General features: G+C 34.3%; 26 protein-coding genes. 18 read left to right on the forward strand and 8 right to left on the reverse strand.

Annotated features, from left to right (window positions below; genetic code table 11):
* Positions 1-107: 107 nt before the first annotated feature.
* Together OZP09_RS10490 and OZP09_RS10495 are read right to left on the reverse strand one after the other, a co-directional pair.
* Positions 108-1,367, reverse strand: coding sequence for an aspartate kinase (locus OZP09_RS10490; RefSeq protein ID WP_269237738.1), 1,260 nt, complete (start codon positions 1,365-1,367; stop codon positions 108-110).
* A gap of 108 nt (positions 1,368-1,475) precedes the next feature.
* Positions 1,476-1,952, reverse strand: coding sequence for a GNAT family N-acetyltransferase (locus OZP09_RS10495; RefSeq protein WP_269237739.1), 477 nt, complete (start codon positions 1,950-1,952; stop codon positions 1,476-1,478).
* A 171-nt stretch (positions 1,953-2,123) separates the two neighbouring features.
* Between OZP09_RS10495 and fbp the strand changes: the two genes are divergently transcribed.
* Together fbp and OZP09_RS10505 are read left to right on the forward strand one after the other, a co-directional pair.
* Positions 2,124-3,131: a class 1 fructose-bisphosphatase gene (gene fbp, locus OZP09_RS10500; RefSeq protein WP_269237740.1), complete on the forward strand. Its 1,008-nt coding sequence runs from the start codon at positions 2,124-2,126 to the stop codon at positions 3,129-3,131.
* A 65-nt stretch (positions 3,132-3,196) separates the two neighbouring features.
* Positions 3,197-3,577: a hypothetical protein gene (locus OZP09_RS10505; RefSeq protein WP_269237741.1), complete on the forward strand. Its 381-nt coding sequence runs from the start codon at positions 3,197-3,199 to the stop codon at positions 3,575-3,577.
* Positions 3,578-3,738: 161 nt separating this feature from the next.
* Here the strand turns inward: OZP09_RS10505 and OZP09_RS10510 are convergent, their stop codons facing one another.
* Positions 3,739-4,170: a TerB family tellurite resistance protein gene (locus tag OZP09_RS10510; protein WP_223683375.1), complete on the reverse strand. Its 432-nt coding sequence runs from the start codon at positions 4,168-4,170 to the stop codon at positions 3,739-3,741.
* A 169-nt stretch (positions 4,171-4,339) separates the two neighbouring features.
* Between OZP09_RS10510 and OZP09_RS10515 the strand changes: the two genes are divergently transcribed.
* The 7 genes from OZP09_RS10515 (at position 4,340) to OZP09_RS10545 (ending at position 8,320) form a co-directional block, all read left to right on the forward strand.
* Positions 4,340-4,933 carry a HupE/UreJ family protein gene (locus OZP09_RS10515; protein ID WP_223683374.1) on the forward strand — a complete coding sequence of 198 codons (594 nt, stop codon included), beginning with the start codon at positions 4,340-4,342 and terminating at the stop codon, positions 4,931-4,933.
* 4 nt (positions 4,934-4,937) lie between these two features.
* The gene (locus OZP09_RS10520; protein WP_223683373.1) at positions 4,938-5,369 is read left to right on the forward strand and encodes a deoxycytidylate deaminase; all 432 of its coding nucleotides are present in this window, start codon (positions 4,938-4,940) and stop codon (positions 5,367-5,369) included.
* Positions 5,369-6,946, forward strand: coding sequence for a S41 family peptidase (locus OZP09_RS10525; protein ID WP_269237742.1), 1,578 nt, complete (start codon positions 5,369-5,371; stop codon positions 6,944-6,946). The genes OZP09_RS10520 and OZP09_RS10525 overlap by 1 nt, the downstream gene beginning before the upstream one ends.
* Before the next feature lie 18 nt (positions 6,947-6,964).
* Positions 6,965-7,330: a nuclear transport factor 2 family protein gene (locus OZP09_RS10530; protein WP_269237743.1), complete on the forward strand. Its 366-nt coding sequence runs from the start codon at positions 6,965-6,967 to the stop codon at positions 7,328-7,330.
* An 82-nt stretch (positions 7,331-7,412) separates the two neighbouring features.
* Positions 7,413-7,724 (forward strand): hypothetical protein, encoded by a 312-nt coding sequence (locus tag OZP09_RS10535; RefSeq protein ID WP_269237744.1) that lies wholly within the window; start codon positions 7,413-7,415, stop codon positions 7,722-7,724.
* Between the two features lie 78 nt (positions 7,725-7,802).
* A complete protein-coding gene (locus OZP09_RS10540) occupies positions 7,803-8,039 on the forward strand; it encodes a hypothetical protein (RefSeq protein ID WP_269237745.1) in 237 nt (78 codons plus the stop codon).
* Entirely contained in the window at positions 8,021-8,320 is a 300-nt protein-coding gene (locus OZP09_RS10545) for a type II toxin-antitoxin system RelE/ParE family toxin (RefSeq protein WP_269237746.1), read from the forward strand. Before OZP09_RS10540 ends, OZP09_RS10545 begins: the two co-directional genes overlap by 19 nt.
* Position 8,321: 1 nt before the next feature.
* Here OZP09_RS10545 and OZP09_RS10550 read toward each other — a convergent pair whose 3' ends face one another.
* The 3 genes from OZP09_RS10550 to OZP09_RS10560 form a co-directional block, all read right to left on the reverse strand.
* The gene (locus OZP09_RS10550; protein ID WP_269237747.1) at positions 8,322-8,927 is read right to left on the reverse strand and encodes an FAD-dependent oxidoreductase; all 606 of its coding nucleotides are present in this window, start codon (positions 8,925-8,927) and stop codon (positions 8,322-8,324) included.
* A gap of 1 nt (position 8,928) precedes the next feature.
* On the reverse strand, positions 8,929-9,129 hold the full coding sequence (locus OZP09_RS10555) for a hypothetical protein (protein ID WP_163395284.1): 201 nt from the start codon (positions 9,127-9,129) through the stop codon (positions 8,929-8,931).
* A gap of 87 nt (positions 9,130-9,216) precedes the next feature.
* Positions 9,217-9,795: a MarC family protein gene (locus OZP09_RS10560; RefSeq protein ID WP_269237748.1), complete on the reverse strand. Its 579-nt coding sequence runs from the start codon at positions 9,793-9,795 to the stop codon at positions 9,217-9,219.
* A 317-nt stretch (positions 9,796-10,112) separates the two neighbouring features.
* Here OZP09_RS10560 and OZP09_RS10565 point away from each other — a divergent pair, with 317 nt between their 5' ends.
* The 3 genes from OZP09_RS10565 to OZP09_RS10575 all read left to right on the forward strand — a co-directional run bounded on the left by OZP09_RS10565 (position 10,113) and on the right by OZP09_RS10575 (position 14,673).
* A complete protein-coding gene (locus OZP09_RS10565; RefSeq protein WP_269237749.1) occupies positions 10,113-10,682 on the forward strand; it encodes a DUF3109 family protein in 570 nt (189 codons plus the stop codon).
* Positions 10,683-11,015: 333 nt separating this feature from the next.
* Positions 11,016-11,993: a ribonucleotide-diphosphate reductase subunit beta gene (locus tag OZP09_RS10570; RefSeq protein WP_269237750.1), complete on the forward strand. Its 978-nt coding sequence runs from the start codon at positions 11,016-11,018 to the stop codon at positions 11,991-11,993.
* A 289-nt stretch (positions 11,994-12,282) separates the two neighbouring features.
* Complete coding sequence (locus OZP09_RS10575; RefSeq protein WP_269237751.1) at positions 12,283-14,673, forward strand: ribonucleoside-diphosphate reductase subunit alpha; 2,391 nt, start codon at positions 12,283-12,285, stop codon at positions 14,671-14,673.
* A gap of 250 nt (positions 14,674-14,923) precedes the next feature.
* On the opposite strand, the gene OZP09_RS10580 is transcribed toward OZP09_RS10575, so the two are convergent.
* Positions 14,924-18,055 carry a leucine--tRNA ligase gene (locus tag OZP09_RS10580; RefSeq protein ID WP_281310729.1) on the reverse strand — a complete coding sequence of 1,044 codons (3,132 nt, stop codon included), beginning with the start codon at positions 18,053-18,055 and terminating at the stop codon, positions 14,924-14,926.
* A gap of 388 nt (positions 18,056-18,443) precedes the next feature.
* On the opposite strand from OZP09_RS10580, the gene OZP09_RS10585 reads away from it, so the two are divergent.
* From OZP09_RS10585 to truB, 6 genes are all read left to right on the forward strand, one after another.
* Entirely contained in the window at positions 18,444-18,833 is a 390-nt protein-coding gene (locus OZP09_RS10585; protein WP_281310730.1) for a winged helix-turn-helix domain-containing protein, read from the forward strand.
* 69 nt (positions 18,834-18,902) lie between these two features.
* Positions 18,903-19,373, forward strand: a complete 471-nt coding sequence (locus OZP09_RS10590) for a molybdopterin-dependent oxidoreductase (protein WP_281310731.1) — start codon at positions 18,903-18,905, stop codon at positions 19,371-19,373.
* Between the two features lie 355 nt (positions 19,374-19,728).
* Positions 19,729-20,604, forward strand: a complete 876-nt coding sequence (locus tag OZP09_RS10595; RefSeq protein ID WP_281310732.1) for a cell division protein FtsX — start codon at positions 19,729-19,731, stop codon at positions 20,602-20,604.
* 80 nt (positions 20,605-20,684) lie between these two features.
* Positions 20,685-20,945, forward strand: a complete 261-nt coding sequence (locus tag OZP09_RS10600; protein WP_223682175.1) for a DUF3098 domain-containing protein — start codon at positions 20,685-20,687, stop codon at positions 20,943-20,945.
* Positions 20,946-21,029: 84 nt separating this feature from the next.
* Positions 21,030-21,827, forward strand: a complete 798-nt coding sequence (locus OZP09_RS10605; RefSeq protein WP_269237754.1) for an undecaprenyl-diphosphate phosphatase — start codon at positions 21,030-21,032, stop codon at positions 21,825-21,827.
* Positions 21,827-22,525 (forward strand): tRNA pseudouridine(55) synthase TruB, encoded by a 699-nt coding sequence (gene truB / locus OZP09_RS10610; RefSeq protein WP_269237755.1) that lies wholly within the window; start codon positions 21,827-21,829, stop codon positions 22,523-22,525. The genes OZP09_RS10605 and truB overlap by 1 nt, the downstream gene beginning before the upstream one ends.
* A 369-nt stretch (positions 22,526-22,894) precedes the next feature.
* On the opposite strand, the gene OZP09_RS10615 is transcribed toward truB, so the two are convergent.
* Positions 22,895-23,512, reverse strand: coding sequence for a thioredoxin family protein (locus tag OZP09_RS10615; protein WP_269237756.1), 618 nt, complete (start codon positions 23,510-23,512; stop codon positions 22,895-22,897).
* Positions 23,513-23,594 lie beyond the last annotated feature (82 nt).

Genomic DNA, 23,594 nt, shown 5'->3' on the forward strand with positions numbered 1-23,594 from the left:
TTAAATTATGATATTTTGTAAAAGTGGACATCTCATATGAAAACAAAAAAGGCTTCACTTTTACATGAAGCCTTATTATCCTGAATTAAATATAACCTTTTCTTGAATTAATTGAGTTCTTTGGTTACAATCTGCATGGTTTCGCGGCTTACTTGTCTAAGTAAAACTTCTTTGTTTTCTACAACAGTTTCTGCAGCTTGTTCATTAAAATGACGAATCGTGTATAAGGTTACATTGTCAGTAAAATCAACTTTGAATTTTTTCGAAAGTATCGCATTCAGTTCGTTGAAGTTTCCAAATTTATCTTCTACGCAAACAGAGAAACTAATCGCTGAGTTCTGAATTAAATTTACTTTCAGTTTAAATTGATGGAATAATCCGAAAATTTCACTGATGTTTTCTTCCATAATAAAAGAAAAATCAATAGAAGAAAGCGAAATCAAAAGCTGCTCTCTTTTTACAATAAAACAAGGCAGATAAGGCTCTAAATCTACTCCTTTAGAAACGCACGTTCCTTTTAATAACGGATTAACAAATGATTTTACGTATAAAGGAATCTCTTTCTTTTGTAATGGCTGTAATGTTTTCGGGTGGATAACCGTTGCACCGTAAAAAGCAAGTTCAATGGCTTCTCTGTATGAAATCTGGTTTAATAAACTCGCATTCTCAAAATAACGCGGATCAGCATTCATAACTCCCGGAACATCTTTCCAGATCGTAACGCTTTCTGCATTTAGGCAATAAGCAAAAATTCCGGCAGTGTAGTCAGAACCTTCACGGCCTAAAGTGGTAGTGAAATTGTTTTCGTCTGCGCCTAAAAATCCTTGTGTAATGTTTAATATTTTGCGTGGTACATTTTTGCTGATATTTTGTTCGGTTGTTTCCCAGTCCACTTCTGCATCTCTGTAATTTGCGTTGGTTTTAATGAAGTTACGTACATCAAGCCATTGTGTCTGGATGCCCATGAAATTCATAAAATGACTTAGGATATTTGTCGAAATCAACTCACCAAAACTCACAATTTGATCGTAAACGAAATTGTAGTTCGGGGATTTATTATGCGCCAGAAAATATTCTAATTCTGAAAATTGCTCATTCACAGCTGCAAAAACAGCATGCTTTTCATCTTCAAATAAATCAAGCAATATTTGATTATGATATTTTTTTATCTCTTGTACAGATGAATTAAGCTCTTCGGGCTTATCAAAATAATTTTTGATAACAAGCTCCAGAGCATTTGTGGTTTTCCCCATAGCCGAAACGACTAAAATCACATCTTCATACCCAACTTTTTGTAAAACGTCATAAACGTTTTTAATTCCTTCAGCATCTTTTACCGATGCACCACCAAATTTAAATACTCTCATCTTTAATTTGTATTGTTGAGACGCACTGCAGTGAGTCTCTATCAGTTTTTTAAAATTTTAATATTGTGACAGGCACACTCCTTAATTACCCTGTCGTTTTTTGTTTGATTAATTTATTTTTTCCAAGTACGAATTAATTCCTGCTTCATCCATCTGCACTACTCTCCATCCTTCGAGAACTTTTGCGCCTGAGTTTTCGTAGAAATTTACGGCAGGGGTATTCCAGTCAAGAACGTTCCATTCAATTCTTCGAACATTATCTTTTTTTCCTTGTTTCATTATTTCAGAATAAAGTGCAGATCCTAGCCCCGTGCCCCTCATTTTTTCTTTTACAATTAAATCTTCAAGGTGTATTGTTTTTCCTTTCCAGGTAGAATATCGATAATAATACAAAGCTATGCCAACAATCTCTTTATCAGCCTCTGCAACAAAAACATGAAATAATGGATTTTCTCCAAAACCATCACGTATCAAATCTTCCTGGGTTATTAAAACAGCATCCGGCTCTTTTTCAAATATCGCAAGCTCCTGAATCAGTGCTAAGACGGCTTTCATATCTTCAGGTTTTCCTTTTCTAATATCCATAATTCATATTTTTAACCTGTTATTCTCTAATTAAGTATTTTTTTAAATAAAACTTTTTGCGTTTCATTAGCAAATATACAATAGTAGCAAACTAACGAAATAATTTTTGAATCATTCTCACAAAAAAAGCGATATTTGTGACTTATAATTAAAAACTACAACGATATAGCAATGGAAGAACGCAATAAAACACTGGGAGAGTTTATTATTGAGAACCAAAAAGCATTTCAGTATTCATCTGGGGAATTATCCCGGATTATCAACTCTATACGTCTGGCGGCAAAAGTTGTCAACTATAAAGTAAACAAAGCTGGATTAGTGGATATAATAGGCGCCGTTGGCGAACAGAATGTTCAGGGAGAAGACCAGCAAAAATTAGATGTCTATGCCAACGAAGTATTCATTCAGACGTTAATAAACCGTGAGATTGTCTGTGGAATAGCTTCAGAAGAAAACGACGAATATATTACTGTCAAGGGGAGCGACAACAGTAATAATAACAAGTACGTGATCTTAATGGATCCGCTTGACGGATCTTCAAACATTGATGTAAATGTTTCTTTGGGAACTATTTTTTCTGTTTTCAGAAGAATAACGCCAATTGGAACTCCGGTAACAAGTGAGGACTTTTTACAGCCGGGAGTGAATCAGGTTGCGGCAGGATATGTTATTTATGGAACTTCAACTATGTTGGTTTACACAACCGGACATGGTGTAAACGGATTTACTCTGAATCCGGCAATTGGAACTTTTTATCTTTCACATCCAAACATGCAATTTCCTAAAGACGGGAATATTTATTCGGTAAACGAAGGCAATTATGTTCACTTTCCGCAAGGGGTCAAAAATTATATCAAATATTGCCAGCGTGAAGAAGAGGACAGGCCTTATACTTCCAGATACATTGGAAGTTTAGTTTCTGATTTTCATAGAAATATGATCAAAGGTGGGATTTATATATATCCAACCAGCTCAAAAGCACCAAAAGGGAAACTGCGATTGATGTACGAATGTAATCCGATGGCATTCATAGCAGAACAGGCCGGAGGGAAAGCAACAGACGGTTTTGGAAGAATTATGGAAATCCAGCCGACAGAATTGCATCAACGTGTTCCGTTTTTCTGCGGAAGCATTAATATGGTTGAAAAAGCTGAGGAATTTATGAAGGAAGCAGAATAGTCGTAATGTTTTTCTCAACGCAACCTTTTTACATTTTCAACATCTTTTAAATAAAAATAAAATTTATGAAAAAAATATTGATTTTAGTTATGATGGTTGTAGCTTTATTTGGCTGTTCTAGTGATGATTCAAATTCGTCTGAATTGAGAATTCGATTGTCGAATTCGAGTAAATTTAATTTTCAAAATATTAAAGTAAACACTTCAACTGGAAATGTGAACTTTGAGAATATAAGTTCCGGACAAAATACGGCATACAAAATATTTGAGAAAGCTTATGGCTATGCTTTTGTTGAATTACAAATTGAAGGAAAAACATATAGAATACAGCCTTTTGATTATGTTGGAGAAACTCCACTGAAAAAAGGGAATTATACTTATCAGATTACTGCAAATGACTCTCACGAAGAATACGGAAAATTAAGTTTGACATTAGTTAAAAATTAAAATGCCAAATTCACTTCTTATCAAATAAATTGTTGAAAATAAATAATTTGATATTTTATAATTGATAATCTGGAGATATTATAAGCAAAAGAAACCCGACAAATTTAAATTTGTCGGGTTTTATGATTTAATCTGGCTTTAATGTAACTGAAAGTAGAATATTATTTATTCATGTGCTGCATTTCATACACAAATGTGTCTAAATCCACTTTTTTATCTACTAACGACAATGCTTTTGCAATGATATAATCTACGTTACTAGGGGTAAATCCTAAAGCTACGCTTATCTTTTTTAATAAAACTTCTTGTTTATCTTCAAGATGGTGGTCAACGTGTACCATTCTTGTTAAATCATATAAACGCTCCAAGCGCTGAACATATGAATAAGGCGGGTTGATAGGGTATTTTAAAGGATCGCTAAGGATTTCTTCGTATTCAGACTCAGTTATTTCTAAACGGGATGCAAGTTTATCCAAGAAGTTTTTTTCTTCCGGATATACAACTCCGTCTGCTAGCGCTACGCGAACAATAGCTGAAAAGTGACCTTTATTTCTTTGTTTGAATTCGCTATCAAATAATTCTGCAAATGACATATTAAAAGTGTTTTTATTGAGCAAAGATAAATTTTATTTTAAATTATCAATTTTAAAGTTCTCATAAAATTTAACTTATTTTTCTGCGTTGATTTACTAAAGGGCTTTGTTTATTTTTCAAAATAAATTGTATGTTTACAGCCCCAAATCAATTAATATAAGTACACTCATGTCAGAATTTTGGATTTATTTTCAGATCGGTTTAAAGCATGTTTTAGACATTCATGCTTATGATCACGTATTGTTTTTAATCGCTTTGACAACCCCATATGCATTTAAGGACTGGAAACGGATTTTATTGCTTGTTACGATGTTTACGGTTGGTCACACATTAGCGCTTTTGCTTTCTGTTTTTGGAATTATAGCTGTAAAAGCAAGTCTGGTAGAGTTTTTAATTCCGGTTACCATTTTAATAACCGCCTTTTTCAATCTTTTTACAGCGGGTAAAGCATCTAAAAATGAAAGTCTTAATCTGGTGTTTTTTCTAACGTTATTTTTTGGAATTATTCACGGGCTTGGATTCTCAAATTATTTTAAGACGATTTTAGGAGGTACAGCATCTTCAAAATTAGTACCTTTATTGGAATTTGCACTCGGAATCGAAGCGGCGCAATTAATAGTAGTCTTTGTAGTTTTGGTTATATCGTATATCGTACAGACTGTATTTCGTTTTTCAAAACGTGACTGGGCGCTTGTAATGTCGGCTTTTGTTATTGGAGTTGTAATTCCGATGATTGTAGAAAGTCCTATTTGGAACAGATAAATTAATGGAGATAAAAAAATTAAACAAATACGATAAAGCTTATTTGCGGATAGCCAGGGAATGGGGTTCGCTGTCGTATTGTAAACGTAAACAGGTAGGTGCTATAATTGTAAAAGACAGAATGATTATCTCTGATGGATACAATGGAACACCAACCGGATTTGAAAATTGCTGCGAAGATGAAGACGGATTAACACGTTGGGATGTTTTGCATGCCGAAGCAAATGCAATCTTAAAGGTAGCCAGATCAACCCAATCCTGTGAAGGCGCAACTTTATATATTACACTTTCGCCGTGTAAAGAATGCAGCAAGCTCATACATCAGTCAGGCATAAAAAGGGTGGTATACCAAAATGGATATCGTGATGATTCCGGAATCCAGTTTTTATTGAAAGCAGGTGTTGAGGTAGAACATATTCCTGTTTTAGAAGAATAATGAAATTCAATTCAAAATATTTGCCAATCGTTATCGGAGCAGCCTTTGCTCTTGGAACTGTTCTCGGAAGCCTGATGAATGCTCCGGTAGAGGATACGCTTTTGGCTAAAAACTATTCGAAAACCAAACTCAATAAACTGATTGATTTTATCAATAATGAGTATGTGGATAGTGTTGATACAGATTCGATTGTAAATCTGACTGTAGATAATATATTGTCCAAATTAGACCCGCATTCTGTTTATATTCCGCCTAGTGAACAGGCAGAAGTTGCTGAAAGTATGAAAGGAGACTTTGTAGGCGTGGGAATTAATTTTTACATGTATAAAGACTCTGTTGCGATCATAAAACCTGTTGAAAATGGCCCTTCGGCGAAAGCCGGAATAAAATCTGGTGACCGGATTTTATATGCAGGAAAAACAAAATTATATGGAAGAAAACTGCCTTCGGATAGCTTGTTCTCTAAATTAAAAGGTATAAAAGGATCAGAAATCGAACTGACTGTTTTTAGAAAATCAGAAAAAAAGAAACTGAAGTTCAAAATCAAAAGAGATGTTATTCCGCTAAAAAGTGTAGATGCATCATTATTGCTTGATAATAAAACGGGTTATATCAAAATCAATCGTTTTGCAGAAACCACGTATGATGAGTTCAAAGTTGGTCTGACAAGATTAAAACAAAAAGGAATTCAGTCGCTGGTAATCGATCTTCGTGATAACGGCGGTGGATATATGGAAGAAGCTGTCGCTATTGCTGATGAATTTTTAAAAGATAAGCAATTGATCGTTTTTACCAAAAACAAAAATGGCAGTACTGAAAAAACGTATGCCACAAAAAGCGGAAGTTTTGAAACAGGAAAAGTAACGGTTTTGATTAATGAAAACAGTGCCTCGGCAAGTGAAATTCTGGCAGGTGCAATACAGGATAACGATCGCGGAACAATTGTTGGGCGACGTTCTTTTGGAAAAGGTTTGGTACAGCGCGAAATGGACTTCAATGACGGTTCTGCAGTTCGATTAACTGTGGCGAGGTATTATACCCCAACCGGAAGATCCATTCAAAAACCTTACGCTAAAGGAAACGAAGAATATTTTAAGGAATCTGAAGCAAGAATAAAATCAGGCGAATTGTATGCAAAAGACAGTATAAAAGTGGCTGATTCTTTAAAATTTAAAACTCCAAAAGGAAGAATTGTTTATGGTGGAGGCGGAATTGTTCCTGATGTTTTTGTGCCAATGGAAGCAGAGCACGGAAATGAAAATGTAGCTTACTTATTGCAGACAGGGGTTGTAGGTCATTTTGTCTTTGAAGAGTTGGATAAAAACCGAAATGCTTTTGCAGGACTTCATTTTAATGAGTTTTTATCTAAAATGAAAAAGTCTGATGTTTATTTTAAGAAATTCAAAAACTACATTTTTATGACTGGTCTGGATCTTAAATTAGATAAAACCAAGGATTTGGTCAATCGCTATATTACTGCCGAATTTGGCCGACAATTATACGGTGAATTGTATTACTACGATGTGATTTTAAAAGAGGACGCCATGATTAAAAAGGTGCTGAATGTAAAGAAATAATCTTTTAACTTTTTTATAATGAAAACAGAAACAGTTGTAAATGCTGAGATTGAACTTTTTGCAGCTATTAAAAAAGCGGATATTTCAGTTTTAGAAAAGGTGCTGCATGACGACTTGCTATTCAATTTGCCGGATGGGAATACCATTACCAAAGAATTTGATTTGAATTCATATCGTTACGGTAAAATGAAAATCGATTCACTGGAAGCTTCCGATCAAATCATAAATATAATTGGTGATACTGCTGTGGTTGCCGTAACCGTTTCTTTAAAAGGAACATTTGATAATAATCCTATAAACGGGGTTTTCAGATATATTCGGGTGTGGAAACAATTTGAAGACAGTATTAAAGTTATTGCCGGTAACTGTATAGCCTTACAATAAAAATAATAATACTTTTTTAAAATATTCTATAATAAAGTATCCTTAACGTTTAAGAAATTTGTGAGAATAAAAAATCTAAAAAATGAAAAATCTAAAAAAAATAAGTTTACTGTTCGTTTTAATGACCTTTGTGATTTCATGCGCTTGTATGAAAGATAAAAATACAGTTTCCGGAAAAGTGGAATCGATAGAATCAGGAAAAGACGGTTATACGGCCAAAATCAATACGACTAAAAACGAAGTTTATTTTGCGACAATTAGTATTGTAAACGTAGGTGGACCTCAAAATTATAAACAACTGAAAGAAGGTGAAGAAGTAACTTTAAAAGGTGAAATCTGGAAAACCGACACAGAGAAGCATATTAAAGTGAAAGAGATTGTGTCTGTGAAGTAATTGTATTTATTTAATTTTCAATACATAAAGCTTTCAATAGAGAATTAATCTTTAAATTTGAGTGTAAATAAAAAGGGTATGAATACAGTTGAACAAATAAAACGAAATTTAATTTCAAGAATAGAAGATTCTGAAGATTTGAATTTTCTAAATGCACTTCAGACAATTTTTGATTCTTCAGAACAGGCTTTGTATAAATTATCTTCAGATCAGGGGGAGGTAATAGAAAACAGTCGTGTAGAGATTGAAAATGGGAAATTTCATAAAAATGAAGATGTAATCTCTGAAATGAAAGAATGGCTAAAAAAGAAATAATTTGGTCTGAACTCGCTAAAATCCAGTTTTCCAATGTTCTTGAGTTTTACTTTAACCGAAATGAAAGTTCTGATTACAGTTTAAAAATTTTGGCAGAAGTAGAGGATTTATTGGAAACTCTTTCTGAAAATGAAGGTATAGGGAGGTTGACTTCTAATAAAATAACCCGTGTAATTCCCATGAATGTATATTTGGTCTTTTATGAAATTAATAAAGATAGAATAGAAATTCTTTCTTTTTGGGATAATCGCCAAAATATTGACAATAGAAAAATAAAATAATTTATCGAATACTATCATGTGCGTGAGTCTGCACGCCATTGTTCCATAAAGTCAAAATATCGGTTGCAACAGCAGCTCCGCTTCCGGCAGCAATTGCCAATTGGCTTCTCCATCCGGCTAAAGTTCCAATTACATAAATGCCTTCAGTGACTTTGTGATCCTCGTTTTTAAGCTGGATGCGCTGTTTTTCCGGTAAAGCTTTTTTGTGAGGTTCTATATATTGCATCAAACCTTGGATGTCAAAAGTATTTGCGGAACCAATTCCTATAACTATATTTTTTGTCTGATAAGAGTTTTTGTTTGTAATTACCGTAAATTCTGGATAGATTCCCTCAATTTTAATTACCTTTTCATTTGGAATCTGAGCAATGTGCGGGTAGGTTTTAGCTAAATCCTGAGTGCTTTCGGATAATAATTCTGAACCCAATTTGCCTGGTGTTATACCATAAGCATTGTAAAAAATAGCTTCCTGTAAAGAAGAGCTTTTCTGGTGTGTAAAAATCCCGATTTTTTTATCGGTAACAAAAGCTTTGTTTTTGGCAGATCCTAAAACAAGGGCACATGACATGCCTGAAACGCCTCCGCCAACAATTAAAACGTCAAACATATTATCTTCCGTTTGTTTTCTCTTCTATTTTTTTTGAAATTCTAAAAATCAAAAGAATTAAAACAGCACAGAATGAAGCAGCGACTCCAATAAGAGCTACAGCACTGTCCCCTTCAAATGGATTTTGAAAGTCAAGCTGCGTAATATTAAAGACGATTAAAGCCAGTGCCAAAACCACTAAGATGGAAGTAAAGATTTTCATAGGATTATTTATTTGTCTAAAATAATAAAGCAGAGCTTTTTGAGCTGTATTTTAGAATTTTATGGAGCAAATTTAAAAAAATATCCTTTAGACGAACAAACCTTTAACATTAGCAGCAAATAATTTAACAGCTATTGCTAAGAGAATTACCCCAAATGTCTTGCGAACTACGCCAAGCCCGTTTTCACCTAATAAAGTTTCAATTTTTTTAGATGATTTTAAAACAATATAAACCAATATAATATTCAATAAAATCGCAATAATGATATTGAAAGTATGAAATTGAGATCGTAATGAAAGCAAGGTAGTCATAGTTCCTGCTCCTGCAATTAAAGGAAAAGCTAATGGAACAATAGAGGCCGATCCGGGTTCTTCATCACGATAAATACGAATCCCTAAGATCATTTCCAAAGCAAGGAAGAACAATACAAAAGAACCGGCAACAGCAAACGAGTGTACATCGATGCCTATAAGATTAAGCAGGCCTTCACCAACAAAAAGGAAAACAATCATAATTGCACCGGCAACAAGCGAAGCTTTTTCTGATTCGATGTGTCCAACCTTTGCTCTTAAATTTACAATGATTGGTATAGAGCCCACGATATCAATAACGGCAAATAGCACCATACTTACTGTAACGATTTCTTTTAAACTGATTTCTAACATATCGCTTTGATTTTAAGGGATTAAAAACTGTTGCAAAAGTAAATAATAAAGTTAGGTGTTTTTATCCAGAAAGTATTTTTGTTATAAAAACATATTTTTATTCTTAAATAAGTGATTTTTGTAACAATTAATGTGTTTGCCATAAAGTTTCGCAAGGTTTTTTTACAAAGTTTCGTGAAGTAATACTTTGAAATAGCATTTATAAAAAGAAATCTTAGTGAAACTTTGTGGTTGCCTTCGTGAGTCTCTGCGAAACCTCTTTTTATCCATATTCTTTGACTATCTTTGCACTTTATAAATTTCAGTACTTTATTATCATGTTTCAGTTAGGAAAAACCATTATTTCGGAAGATATTCTTGAAAAAGAATTTGTGTGCAACTTGTCAGCTTGTAAAGGTGCGTGCTGCGTTGACGGGGATGCCGGTGCTCCTTTGAGCGAAGCAGAAACCAAAATTCTGGAAGAGATATATCCTAAAGTAAAACCTTTTTTGCGTAAAGAGGGTATTGCAGCTATTGAAGCGCAGGGAACCTGGGTAAAAGGTACCGACGGTGATCTTGAAACCCCGCTAATCGATAATAAAGATTGCGCTTATGTGATTTTTGATGGTAAAACGGCTCTTTGTGGAATCGAACAAGCCTACAATCAGGGAATTGTTGACTGGAAAAAACCGGTTTCCTGTCATTTATATCCAATTCGTGTAAAAGATTTTACGGAATTCGCTGCAGTGAATTATGATAAATGGGATATCTGCGATGATGCCTGTTCTTTGGGTAAAGAACTGGAAGTTCCTGTTTATAAATTTGTAAAAGAAGCACTTATTCGACGTTTTGGTGAAGACTGGTATATCGAGCTTGAAAAGGTGGCCGAAGAGTATAAAAAAGTGTAAAATCAACACCCTTATTTAAGGATTAATTTTGATCTTTTTTAGCTCAAAAAAAACTTTTTTTAACTCAAAAAAAACTTTTTAAAACAATCTTAAATTCCTTGTTTCTTATTCTAAAAAGTCTATATTTTACGGGGGTTTGCGCTATAACGGATGTATTTAATTTATTCATTTACAGTATTTTAAATATTGTCTGAAAAAAGTTTCATTTTTTCTCTTTGTTAAAAACTACGCTCGATTGTGAATAAGTTTGAGTTTGATTTTTGGCGATAAATGACAATCTTTGTAATCGTTCTGAATAGGGGGAATTCATTATAAAAATTAAACAAAAATACAATGTCACAAGTTGAACCAATTTTACAAGAAAATAAGAATCGCTTTGTTATTTTTCCAATTAAACATCATGATATTTGGGAATGGTATAAGAAAATGGAAGCTAGCTTCTGGACTGCCGAAGAAATCGATTTGCATCAGGACTTAACAGATTGGAACAACAAACTTAATGATGACGAAAGATATTTTATCAAACACATTTTAGCATTTTTTGCTGCTTCTGATGGAATCGTAAACGAAAACCTTGCTGAGAACTTTGTAAATGAAGTACAATACGCCGAAGCTAAGTTTTTCTACGGTTTTCAGATTATGATGGAAAATATTCATAGCGAAACCTATTCTTTACTAATTGATACTTACGTGAAAGATGAAGCCGAAAAAGCAGAATTGTTTAATGCTTTGGAAGTTTTTCCTGCAATTGCCAAAAAAGGGGAATGGGCTCTAAAATGGATCGAATCTGATTCGTTTGCTGAAAGGCTGATTGCTTTTGCTGCAGTTGAAGGTATTTTCTTCTCAGGTGCTTTCTGTTCTATTTATTGGTTGAAAAAACGTGGATTAATGCCGGGATTAACTTTCTCAAATGAGTTAATTTCCCGTGACGAAGGCGTACATTGTGATTTTGCAGTTCACTTGCATAATCACCATTTAATAAACAAAGTTCCAAAAGAAAGAATTAAAGAAATCATTGTTGATGCTTTAAATATTGAAAGAGAGTTTGTAACTGAATCTCTTCCGGTAAGTTTGATTGGAATGAATGCTGCTTTAATGACACAATACTTAGAATTTGTTGCTGACAGATTATTAGTAGAATTAGGCTGTGAACGTGTTTATGGATCAGCGAATCCGTTTGATTTCATGGACATGATTTCTCTTCAGGGAAAAACTAATTTCTTTGAAAAACGTGTTGCAGAGTATCAAAAGTCAGGTGTGATGAACACAGACAGTGATGCTCAGAAAATATCGTTTGACGCAGATTTTTAGAACAAAAAAAATACTGCATTTTAGTGTCCGCCACGAACACTAAAACAATAAAATCAAGAAACGAAAGTTTCTATACTAAACAAAATTTTAGATTGGATCTCACTCCCAAATCGAAGATCCGGTTGCATTTTTACGGGTTTTTTCGTCTATATTTTAGATTGAAGAACGAATAACTATGGGGATTTTACAATTCTCAAAAAAAATAAATTTAAAAACACGCAATGTTTAGTGTCGGAATTCATTTTCCGGTGCCTTTCATTTTTTCAATAACTATAAAAAAAGTAAGCTTATGTATGTAGTAAAAAGAGATGGCCACAAAGAGCCTGTAATGTTTGATAAGATTACAGAAAGAATCAAAAAATTGTGTTACGGGCTTAATGAGCTTGTAGATCCTGTTAAGGTAGCTATGAGAGTTATCGAAGGGTTGTATGACGGAGTTTCTACATCTGAATTAGATAATCTTGCAGCAGAAACAGCGGCATCTATGACTATTGCACACCCGGATTATGCACAATTGGCAGCTCGTGTGGCAATTTCAAACCTGCATTCAAATACCAAAAAATCGTTTTCAGAAACGATGAAAGATATGTATCATTACGTAAATCCAAGAAATGGTCAGGATGCTCCGTTAATTGCTGATGATGTTTACAAAGTGATTCAGGAGAACGCAGCTTTCTTAGATTCTCACATTATTTACACAAGAGATTTTAATTACGATTACTTTGGATTTAAAACTTTAGAGCGTTCTTATCTTCTAAAAATAAACGGAAAAATCGTAGAGCGTCCGCAGCATATGTTAATGCGCGTTTCTGTGGGGATTCACTTAGACGATTTGAAATCGGTTATTGAAACGTACGATTTAATGTCTAAAAAATACTTCACGCATGCAACACCAACGTTGTTCAATGCGGGAACACCTAAACCTCAGATGTCTTCTTGTTTCCTTTTGGCAATGCAGGACGACAGTATTGACGGAATTTACGATACATTAAAACAAACGGCTAAAATCTCGCAGTCAGCGGGAGGAATCGGTCTTTCTATTCACAACGTTCGTGCAACAGGATCTTACATTCGCGGTACAAACGGAACTTCAAACGGAATCGTTCCGATGTTGAGAGTATTCAACGATACAGCCCGTTATGTAGATCAGGGTGGTGGAAAACGTAAAGGAAGTTTTGCGATTTACATCGAAACCTGGCATGCTGATATTTTCGAATTTTTAGATTTGAAGAAAAATACCGGAAAAGAAGAAATGCGTGCAAGAGACTTGTTCTTCGCAATGTGGACCTCCGATTTATTCATGAAACGTGTTCAGGAAGATGGTCCCTGGACGTTAATGTGTCCTAACGAATGTCCGGGACTATATGATGTTTACGGAGAAGAATTCGAAAAACTATACATGGATTACGAGTTCAGAGGAAAAGGAAGAAAAACAATCCGTGCCCGTGAATTATGGGAGAAAATCTTAGAATCTCAAATCGAGACCGGAACACCGTATATGTTGTACAAAGATGCAGCAAACCGTAAATCAAACCACAAAAATTTAGGAACGATCCGTTCTTCTAACTTGTGTACAGAGATTATGGAGTTTACTTCTAAAGACGAAATTGCAGTTTGTAACCTGGCTTCAATCTCATTACCGATGTTCATTGAAAACGGAAAATTCGATCACGAAGCGCTTTACAATGTTACAAAACGTGTAACCCGTAACCTGAACAAAGTAATCGACAGAAACTATTATCCGGTAAAAGAAGCTGAAAACTCTAACATGCGTCACCGTCCGGTAGGATTGGGAGTGCAAGGCTTAGCAGATGCTTTCATTATGCTTCGTATGCCGTTTACAAGTGATGAGGCTAAAAAACTGAATCAGGAGATTTTCGAAACTTTATACTTTGCAGCCGTAACCGCTTCTATGGAAATGGCAAAAGAAGAAGGTCCATATTCTACATTTGAAGGTTCGCCAATGTCAAAAGGAGAATTCCAATACAATATGTGGGGAATGAAAGATGAGGAATTGTCAGGCCGTTGGGACTGGGCTTCTTTAAGAAAAGAAGTGGTAGAGCACGGAGTTCGTAACTCGTTATTGGTTGCGCCAATGCCAACAGCATCGACTTCTCAGATTCTTGGAAACAACGAAGCTTTCGAACCATATACTTCTAATATTTATACGCGTCGTGTATTGTCCGGAGAATTCATCGTAGTAAACAAACATTTACTGCACGATTTAGTTGAAAGAGGATTGTGGAACGAATCGTTGAAACAGGAAATCATGCGTCACAACGGATCTGTTCAAAATATTGATGTGATTCCGCAAGACTTAAAAGAATTGTACAAAACAGTTTGGGAAATGTCGATGAAAGACATTATCGATATGTCTCGCCAAAGAGGTTATTTTATTGACCAATCGCAGTCATTAAACTTATTCATGCAGGATGCCAATTATTCTAAACTTACGTCAATGCACTTTTACGCTTGGCAGTCAGGTTTGAAAACAGGAATGTATTACCTGAGAACAAAAGCTGCAGTTGATGCGATTAAATTCACATTAAATAACGATAAAAAAGCAGAATCCCCATCTTTAGTTGCAGAAACCGAAGAAATCGATATTGAGGATTATAAAGCAATGCTTTTAAAAGCACAAGCTGCAGGTCCAGAGGATTGTGAAATGTGCGGATCTTAATTTTAGCGTTTAGATTTAAGATTTTTAAAATATATTTATATGAAAGCAGTTATTGTAATGATAACTGCTTTTTTTGTATCGATTTGTTTTATATACAATCTTGTCAGAAATAACAAACTGTATGTTTCTGAAATAAAATTCATTATAATTCGCGCAATTCGCGGCAGAAAAAAAAGCACAAAAAAAAATCCCAAATCCCAATCGTAAAATTGGAATTTGGAATTTATTTATATTGGAATTTAAAATTTGGTTATCCAACCAAATTAATGATCTTCCCAGGAACAATAATCACTTTATTTGGCGTTCTTCCCTCTAATTGTTTTTGCGTTCTTTCGTCTTTCATTACGATTTCTTCGATTTGTGCTGCGGTCAAATCCAAAGGCAATTTGATGGTGAAACGCATTTTTCCGTTGAAAGAAACCGGATATTCTTTCTCCGATTCTACCAAATGTTTTTCTTCAAAAACCGGGAAAGGAACTTCTGAAATGGAAGTTGTATTTCCTAACTGTGACCATAATTCCTCTGCAATATGTGGCGCGTAAGGCGAAACCAAAATCGCTAACGGTTCTAAAATCGCTCTTGAATGACAATTTTGAGAAGACAATTCGTTCACACAAATCATAAACTGTGAAACCGACGTATTGAAAGAGAAATTCTCAATATCATCTGCTACTTTTTTGATGGTTTTATGTAATGATTTCAAGTTGTCTTTTGTTGGTTCGTCGTTGTTTACGATTAAGCCGTTATCATCAAAATACAATCTCCATAATTTTTTAAGAAAACCAAAAACTCCCGAAATACCAGCCGTATTCCAGGGTTTTGCCTGCTCTAACGGACCTAAGAACATTTCGTATAAACGTAATGTATCTGCTCCGTATTCTGCACAAATATCATCTGGCGTTACTACGTTGTATTTCGATTTTGACATTTTTTCAACTTCTCTCGAAACAAAGAACTTCTCATTTCTAGTTACAAATTTAGCCTCTCTAAAATAAAAATCATTTTTCTTTAATTCTTCAAAATCTAATTCGTCATTTCCATTTACAAAACTAACAGGAACATGCAATCTATATGTTTTTAAAGGAGATAATGGGGAAATTTCAATATTCTCTTTATTAATACCATTCTCCTCTAACTCTTTATAAATAGGAACTAAAAATTCATCTGAAATTTCTCGAAATAATGTATCTGAATTAACATCATTTACATTTTTCAGATCTGATACAATATCAGCCGAAAAATATGTGTTTTTAATAATTTCAGCTTTTTCAATTATTTGATTTATTTTTTCAAAGTCCTGATCTGCTTCCTTTATTTGACTATTTAAATTAGGGAATTTCTCATTGTCAGATTTCTTAGACACTTTCAAATTAAATCCTATCATATTTACAAACGCACTAGTCCCTAAAATCATTCCCTGATTAATCAGTTTTTTGAATGGTTCTTCAGTTGGAGCGAAACCTTTGTCTTTTAAGAATTTATTCCAGAAACGAGAATACAATAAGTGTCCGGTTGCGTGCTCGCTTCCTCCAATGTATAAATCTACACTTTCCCAATAGGCCAAAGCTTCTTTTGAGGCAAATTCATTTTCATTATGTGCGTCCATATAACGCATCCAATACCATGAACTTCCTGCCCAGCCCGGCATTGTGTTTAATTCTAAAGGAAAAATCGAAACGTTATCAACTAAATCGGTATTAACAACTTTGTTTTCGTTCGTGTCCCAAGCCCAAACGGCAGCATTTCCTAATGGAGGCAATCCGTCTTCGGTTGGTAGATATTTCTCTACTTCCGGCAAAATAATGGGCAAATGCTGTGCCTCGATCATTTTAGGCAATCCGTTTACGTAATAAACCGGGAAAGGCTCTCCCCAATAACGCTGACGTGAGAATACTGCATCACGCAAACGATAATTGGTTTTACCGGTTCCCTGACCTATTTCTTCTAATTTTTCGATCGCTTTTTTAGTCGCTTCTTTATAATTTAATCCGTTTAGGAAATCAGAATTGGCGATTTCAACATTGTCTTTTGATCCGTAAGCGGCTTCAGAAACATCAACATTGGCGAAAATGTTTTTGATTTCCTGCATTCCGTTTTGACCTTTAAAGAAATTAGCAAAAGCGTAATCTCTTTCGTCTCCGCAAGGAACCGCCATAACAGCACCAGTTCCGTAACCTGCCAAAACGTAATCTCCAATCCAAACCGGAATTGGTTCTTTTGTAAACGGATGCTCTGCATACGCTCCTGTGAAAACTCCAGAAATGGTTTTTACATCCGCCATACGCTCACGCTCCGAACGTTTTGATGTTTTTTCGATATAGGCTTCAACCGCTGCTTTTTGTTCCGGAGTTGTAATTTTAGCAACCAAATCGTGTTCAGGTGCCAAAGTCATGAATGTTACTCCGAAGATGGTATCAGGTCTTGTTGTGAAAACATCTATAGTTGTTGGTTGTTGGTTGTTGGTTGTTGGCACTACATTAAAACTCACCATTGCACCAACACTTTTTCCAATCCAGTTTCTTTGTGATTCTTTAATTGACTCACTCCAGTCGATATCATTTAATCCTTGAAGCAAGCGTTCGGCATAAGCAGAAATTCGCATACTCCATTGTGTCATTTTTTTTCTTATGACAGGATAGCCTCCACGTTCCGAAACTCCGTTTACGATTTCGTCGTTTGCCAGAACAGTTCCTAAGCCTGGACACCAGTTTACTTCTGTTTCTGCTAAATAGGTTAATCTGTATTGCAAAAGGATTTTTTCCTGTTCCTCTTTCGAAAATAACATCCATTCATTTGATGAAAAAGTCACAACGTTATCATCGCAAACTGCATTTACACTTCTATTTCCATCTTGTTCAAAAATTGAAACTAAAGTCGAAATATCTTCTGCTTTATCTGAATTTTTATTGTACCAGGAATTGAACAACTGAATAAAAATCCATTGTGTATGTTTATAATAATCCGGATTTGAGGTACGCACTTCACGCGCCCAGTCAAATGAGAACCCGATTTTATCTAATTGTTTTCTGTATCCTGCAATTTGCTTTCCTTCTTTATCTACTCCTCCATCAATATTTACGCGAGTTGTGTCTTCCGGACGTTGTCCTGTCTGAATGGCGTATTGCTCTGCCGGCAATCCGAAACTGTCGTAACCCATCGGGTGCAAAACATTGAATCCCTGATGTCTTTTGAAACGAGAATAAACGTCTGAAGCAATATATCCCAGCGGATGCCCCACGTGTAATCCTGCTCCGGATGGATAAGGAAACATGTCTAAAACATAATGCTTTGGCTTTTCAGAGTTATTTTTGGCAGCAAAAGTCTGGTTTTCTGCCCAATATTTTTGCCATTTGGCGTCTATTTCGTTTGGATTATATTTCATTCCTATTTTTTATTTTCTTTTTAATGGAGTCATGCTTTCGCTCACTCAAGTCATTTTTTAAGGTACTAAGGTTCTAAGTTGCAAAGGTTCTGAGGTTTTCCTCTCTTTGTCACTTAATTATAAGTCCGCAAATTTACATTTATTGCGCATTGTACCAAAGCTATTTAGCGGACAAACAAATAAAATAACAAAATACTTATTTTAATTACGTAAAAATACTTAATATTGCAATTGCAAAATACGTATTGAATAAAATTGTATTTTTTCAACACATAGAAACATAGAATTTTATTTTTATAAAGAATAATAATAGAAACTCGTTTCTTACACATAGTGATCTATGTGTATTTTTGATAAGTGAAACGTCTTTCAACAGTTTCAAAAAACTATGACTCTATGTATTGAAATGAACTCAACGAATAAAACATCGATGGCAGAAAACAAAAAATACAATATCGAAGTCCGGCTTTGGATTGAAGAAACAGAAGGGCCATTTTTAGGAATTGGAAAAGTCTGGCTGTTAGAAAATATTCGAAAAACAGGTTCAATCACCAATGCTGCAAAAGAAATGAAAATGGCGTATCGTCAGGCCTGGCAATTGGTTGAAGAAATGAATCAGCGTGCTGAAAGTCCGCTTGTAACAAAATTGCTTGGTGGGAAAGGCGGCGGTGGAGCTAAACTTACCGAAGCAGGTGAAAAAGCTATTGTTGTTTTTTATGAAATCGAAAAACGTATTAAGGATTTCGTTCAAAAAGAAACTCAAAACCTGAAATTTTAAAAATTTAAACAGCAGTATTCCTTTAAAAACATATTGAATCTGAGTTCAAACTAAATTCCAAAATTTTATATGAAAACCAAAAATTATATTCTAGTTTTATTGATTGCATTTTCATGCACAATGTGTAATTCTTCTAAAAAAGAGGAAACAGTTTCAATAGAAATTTCAAAGCCAGACAATGACAAATATCCTGTTCTTTCCCCTGTAGATAGTTTGAAAATGGTAAATCATCAGATTGAGGTAAAAGGCGATGTTGAATTTCCGCTGCTATTGAATGTTGATTCCTTAAAAAAAATGAAGGTAGTTACAATCGATGATTTGAAAGTCGTTTGCCAAAGTGGTGAGATCAAAAAAGACGACAAGGTTTGTAAAGGCGTTCTTTTGAAAGATATTTTAGAAAAAGCTAAAATCAGGCAAAACGGCCATAAAGACCGAAACTTTTATATCGTTGCCAGAGCTTCTGACGATTATAAAGCAACATTTTCATGGGCAGAAATTTTCAATAACCCAACCGGGGGAAAACACGTTCATTCTATTTGAAGAAAATGGAAAACCGGTTAAAAATGGCGAAATGATTGCGATTTGTAAAAATGATATCAAAACTGGCCCGAGACATGTGTATTGGCTGAAAAGCATAGAGGTTTATAAGATCAAATAACTTTAAATTTTAAACGCAAAGTATTATCCAAAGCTCACAAAGCTTTATCAACACAAAGCTTTGCGAACTTTGTATTTTTTTTCTAAACCAGGTATAAAATTTGCGTGCTTTGCGGTTAAATCATTTTTAAGGCTTCGTATTTTCAATATCTAATTGTACATTTATAGTATAAAAGTTCGTTAATAACTTTAAATAAAGAAATTGTTTATTATTTTTACCACATAATTTAAGCATACTATGAGTTCTAACTTTGATAAATTTCAAAAGCGCAGGTTAATTTCCTCTTATTTTTCGGTTGTATTGAGTGTATTTCTGGTATTATTCCTTTTGGGAGTACTGGGATTATTCATTATCAATTCAAAAAAACTGGCTAATGATTTTAAAGAAAAAATCGCCATGACCGTTTTCTTTAAAAATGAAGCTACAGACAGTGTTACCAAAGCTTTTGATACCGAATTGAAAAGAGCTCCTTTTGCAAAATCGTATGTTTACGTTACCAAAGAAAAAGCGGCAAAAGAACATACTGATATTATTGGAGAAGATTTCCTGACCTTTTTGGGAGAAAACCCATTATTGAATTCTTACGACATTCATTTAAAAGCAGATTATGTTGAAAGGGACAGCATTGTTAAAATTGAAAGCAACCTGCGTAAAAATACTATGATTGAAGACATTGTTTACGATAAACAATTGGTAAATCTGGTAAATGATAATATCAAAAAAGTAAGTATGTGGATTTTGATCATCAGCGGTTTCCTTGCGGTGATTGCGGTTTTATTAATCAACAGTTCTTTGCGTTTATCGATTCATTCTAACCGATTTATCATTAAAACCATGCAAATGGTTGGGGCTACAAAAGCATTCATCCGCAAACCTTTTGTAATGCGCAGTGTAAAACTGGGAATGTTAGGGGCCGTATTGGCAATTGTTGCGTTAATTGCCCTATTACTTTATGTTGAAAACAATTTCCCCGGATTAGGAATTATGGAAGACAAAGCTTTGATAGGTTTAGTATTGCTGGCGGTGTTTGCTTTAGGAGTTTTAATTACCTGGGTAAGTACACACTTTGCTACACAGCGTTTCCTTAACTTAAGAACCGACGATCTTTATTAATTTTAGATTCGAGCTTAGCATTTTTGATTAAAAACTTTAAATATTTGGAATGAGATTGCTTCATTCCCCGCAAAGACAAGATGAAAAACAATTATAAAGAAGAACCGCAATCAGAGCCTCAAAAACAGGAATTCCTTTTTGACAACATCAATTACAAAATCCTTTTGATTGGAATTGGCGTTATCGTATTAGGCTTTATTTTAATGTCAGGTGGAGGAAGTAAGGACCCGAATGTTTTTAACGAAGAAGTTTTTAGCTTTAGACGTATCAGACTGGCTCCAACAACTGTATTGATTGGTTTTGGAATCACGATTTATTCTATCTTCAAAAAATCTAAATAGACACTTAGACTTCAGACATCTTAGATTATTAGATTAAACTTATCTAAGAAGTCTAATATTCTAATAATCTAACAAATCTCATAAATGAATACATTACAAGCTATTGTTCTTGCCATCATTGAAGGAATCACAGAATTTTTACCTGTTTCTTCAACTGGACACATGATTATTGCCTCTTCTTTTTTTGGAATTGCACACGAAGACTTCACAAAGCTTTTTACGATTGTTATTCAACTTGGCGCCATACTTTCTGTTGTGGTATTATATTTCAAGCGTTTCTTTCAGACACTTGATTTTTACTTTAAACTTTTGGTTGCTTTTATACCAGCTGTAGTTTTAGGATTATTATTAAGCGATTTTATTGATGGCTTATTAGAAAATCCGGTTACCGTTGCCATTTCACTTTTAATCGGTGGTTTGATATTATTGAAAGTTGATGAATGGTTCAATAATCCAACTACAGCAGAAACTTCTCAGGAAATCACCTATTTACAAGCTCTTAAAATTGGTTTATTTCAGTGTTTGGCCATGATTCCTGGAGTATCCCGAAGCGGCGCCAGTATTGTGGGCGGTATGTCACAAAAATTATCCCGAACAACTGCTGCCGAGTTTTCCTTTTTCCTTGCTGTTCCTACCATGTTGGGAGCAACCGCAAAAAAATGTTACGATTACTATAAAGATGGTTTTGAATTATCGCACGAACAAATCAATATCCTTATTATCGGAAATGTTGTGGCTTTTATTGTTGCGCTTTTGGCCATCAAAACTTTCATTGGTTTCTTAACTAAAAACGGTTTTAAAGTGTTTGGTTATTACAGAATTATTGCCGGAATCTTTTTATTATTAATTCACTTTTTTATTCACCCGCTTACCATAATATAATGACACCTGAAGAATATTTAGACGGACAAATTTTACTGATAGACAAACCTTTAAAATGGAGTTCGTTTCAGGCAGTCAATAAATTAAAATACCTACTAATAAATAAAGTTGGACTACCAAAAAAGTTCAAAATTGGTCATGCCGGAACATTAGATCCTTTAGCAACAGGGTTATTAATCATCTGTACCGGAAAATTTACCAAACGAATTTCTGAACTTCAGGGTCAGGCAAAAGAATATACGGGAACATTTTACATAGGAGCCACTACTCCATCCTATGATCTGGAAACCGAAATCGATCAGACCTTCTCCACTACACATATTAACGAAGCTTTAATTCACGAAACAGTAAAACAATTTCTAGGCGAAATCGATCAAAAACCACCTATTTTCTCCGCTATTAAAAAAGATGGCGTTCGCCTGTATGAACATGCACGTGCAGGAGAAACTGTAGAAATAGCCAGTAGAAAGACAACTATTCATGAATTTGAAATTACCCGGATTGCATTACCTGAAGTCGATTTTAGGGTAGTTTGCAGCAAAGGGACTTATATACGTTCTTTAGCTTATGACTTTGGAAAAGCAATGGATACCGGATCACATTTAACAGTTTTACGCCGAACCAAGATTGGCGATTACGATGTTAAAAATGCTATAGATATTACCCTTTTTGAAGAAAACCTTAAAAACATTAAATAAAAAAGCACATTACAAATGTGACGACAGTAATGTGCTTGTTCCAGCTTCCCGATTAAAAATAAAATTATTCCATACTTTGGAATTTAATAATGAGGGATGTTTTTTCCTCCAAATAGAAGTCTTGAAAAAAAATCGTAGAATTTTTCGAATAACGTTTTCATAATAGTGTATTTTTAAATTATTAAATATTAAATAAAACACCAATTAAAAAAGTAAATCAGAAAATAAATAGTAGAAATGGGATTATATTACTAAGTTACAACATTTAAGCTTATAAAAAACATTTTTAACGTATTTTTTATTACTAAAATTCTTGTTTTCAGCAAATTACCTCTAAAATAACACCTTTAAACGATTTTTGACAGAAAATTACAGCCTGTTATATTTTATATTTTCCATAATTTCGACTAATTCTTCCTGAACCGAGATTCCTTTGTCAGCCAAATACCATAATTGTAAATCGTTTTTGATTTTTTCATCTATAACCCCAAAATCCTTTTTATAATTTGCCATTAATTCTGCTGCTCCTTTTGGCCTTGGCCCCCAATCAGTGCGCACAATTCCGGCTTCTTTACAAATCACGATAACTTTTGGTATTGCCCTTCCGCCATTTGTTAAATATTGACCCATCAATTCGTCATTTTCATCTCTTAAAACAATTCTGAGATCAATTTTCTTATCCGATGACACAGCCATCTTGTTTAATATTGGAAGTATTTGAGCTGCATCACCACACCATCCTTCAGAAATAACCAGCCATATATAATGATTGTCTAAATTTTGAAGCTTCGAAATCACATCTTCAGAAATTTTTATGGTTTTCTCCAAACGATTCATTCTTGCTTCGTTCAGGCTTGTGTAATGCGTTAAGCTTTCAGATTGTTCTTCGCCGGTAGATTTTCCTTCAAATAACAAATCGGTAACTAGTTTTCGATATTCAGTATAAGAATGACTATTGAATAATGCTTTGGCTACAATACTTTTCATATTTCTTTCGTTTTGATTCCATAAAAATACAGTTTTTAAAAACATTGCCGAATGACTTTTATCACATTTAAAGAAATTCAGA

This window comes from Flavobacterium flavigenum (assembly GCF_027111255.2).
GTDB lineage: Bacteria > Bacteroidota > Bacteroidia > Flavobacteriales > Flavobacteriaceae > Flavobacterium > Flavobacterium flavigenum.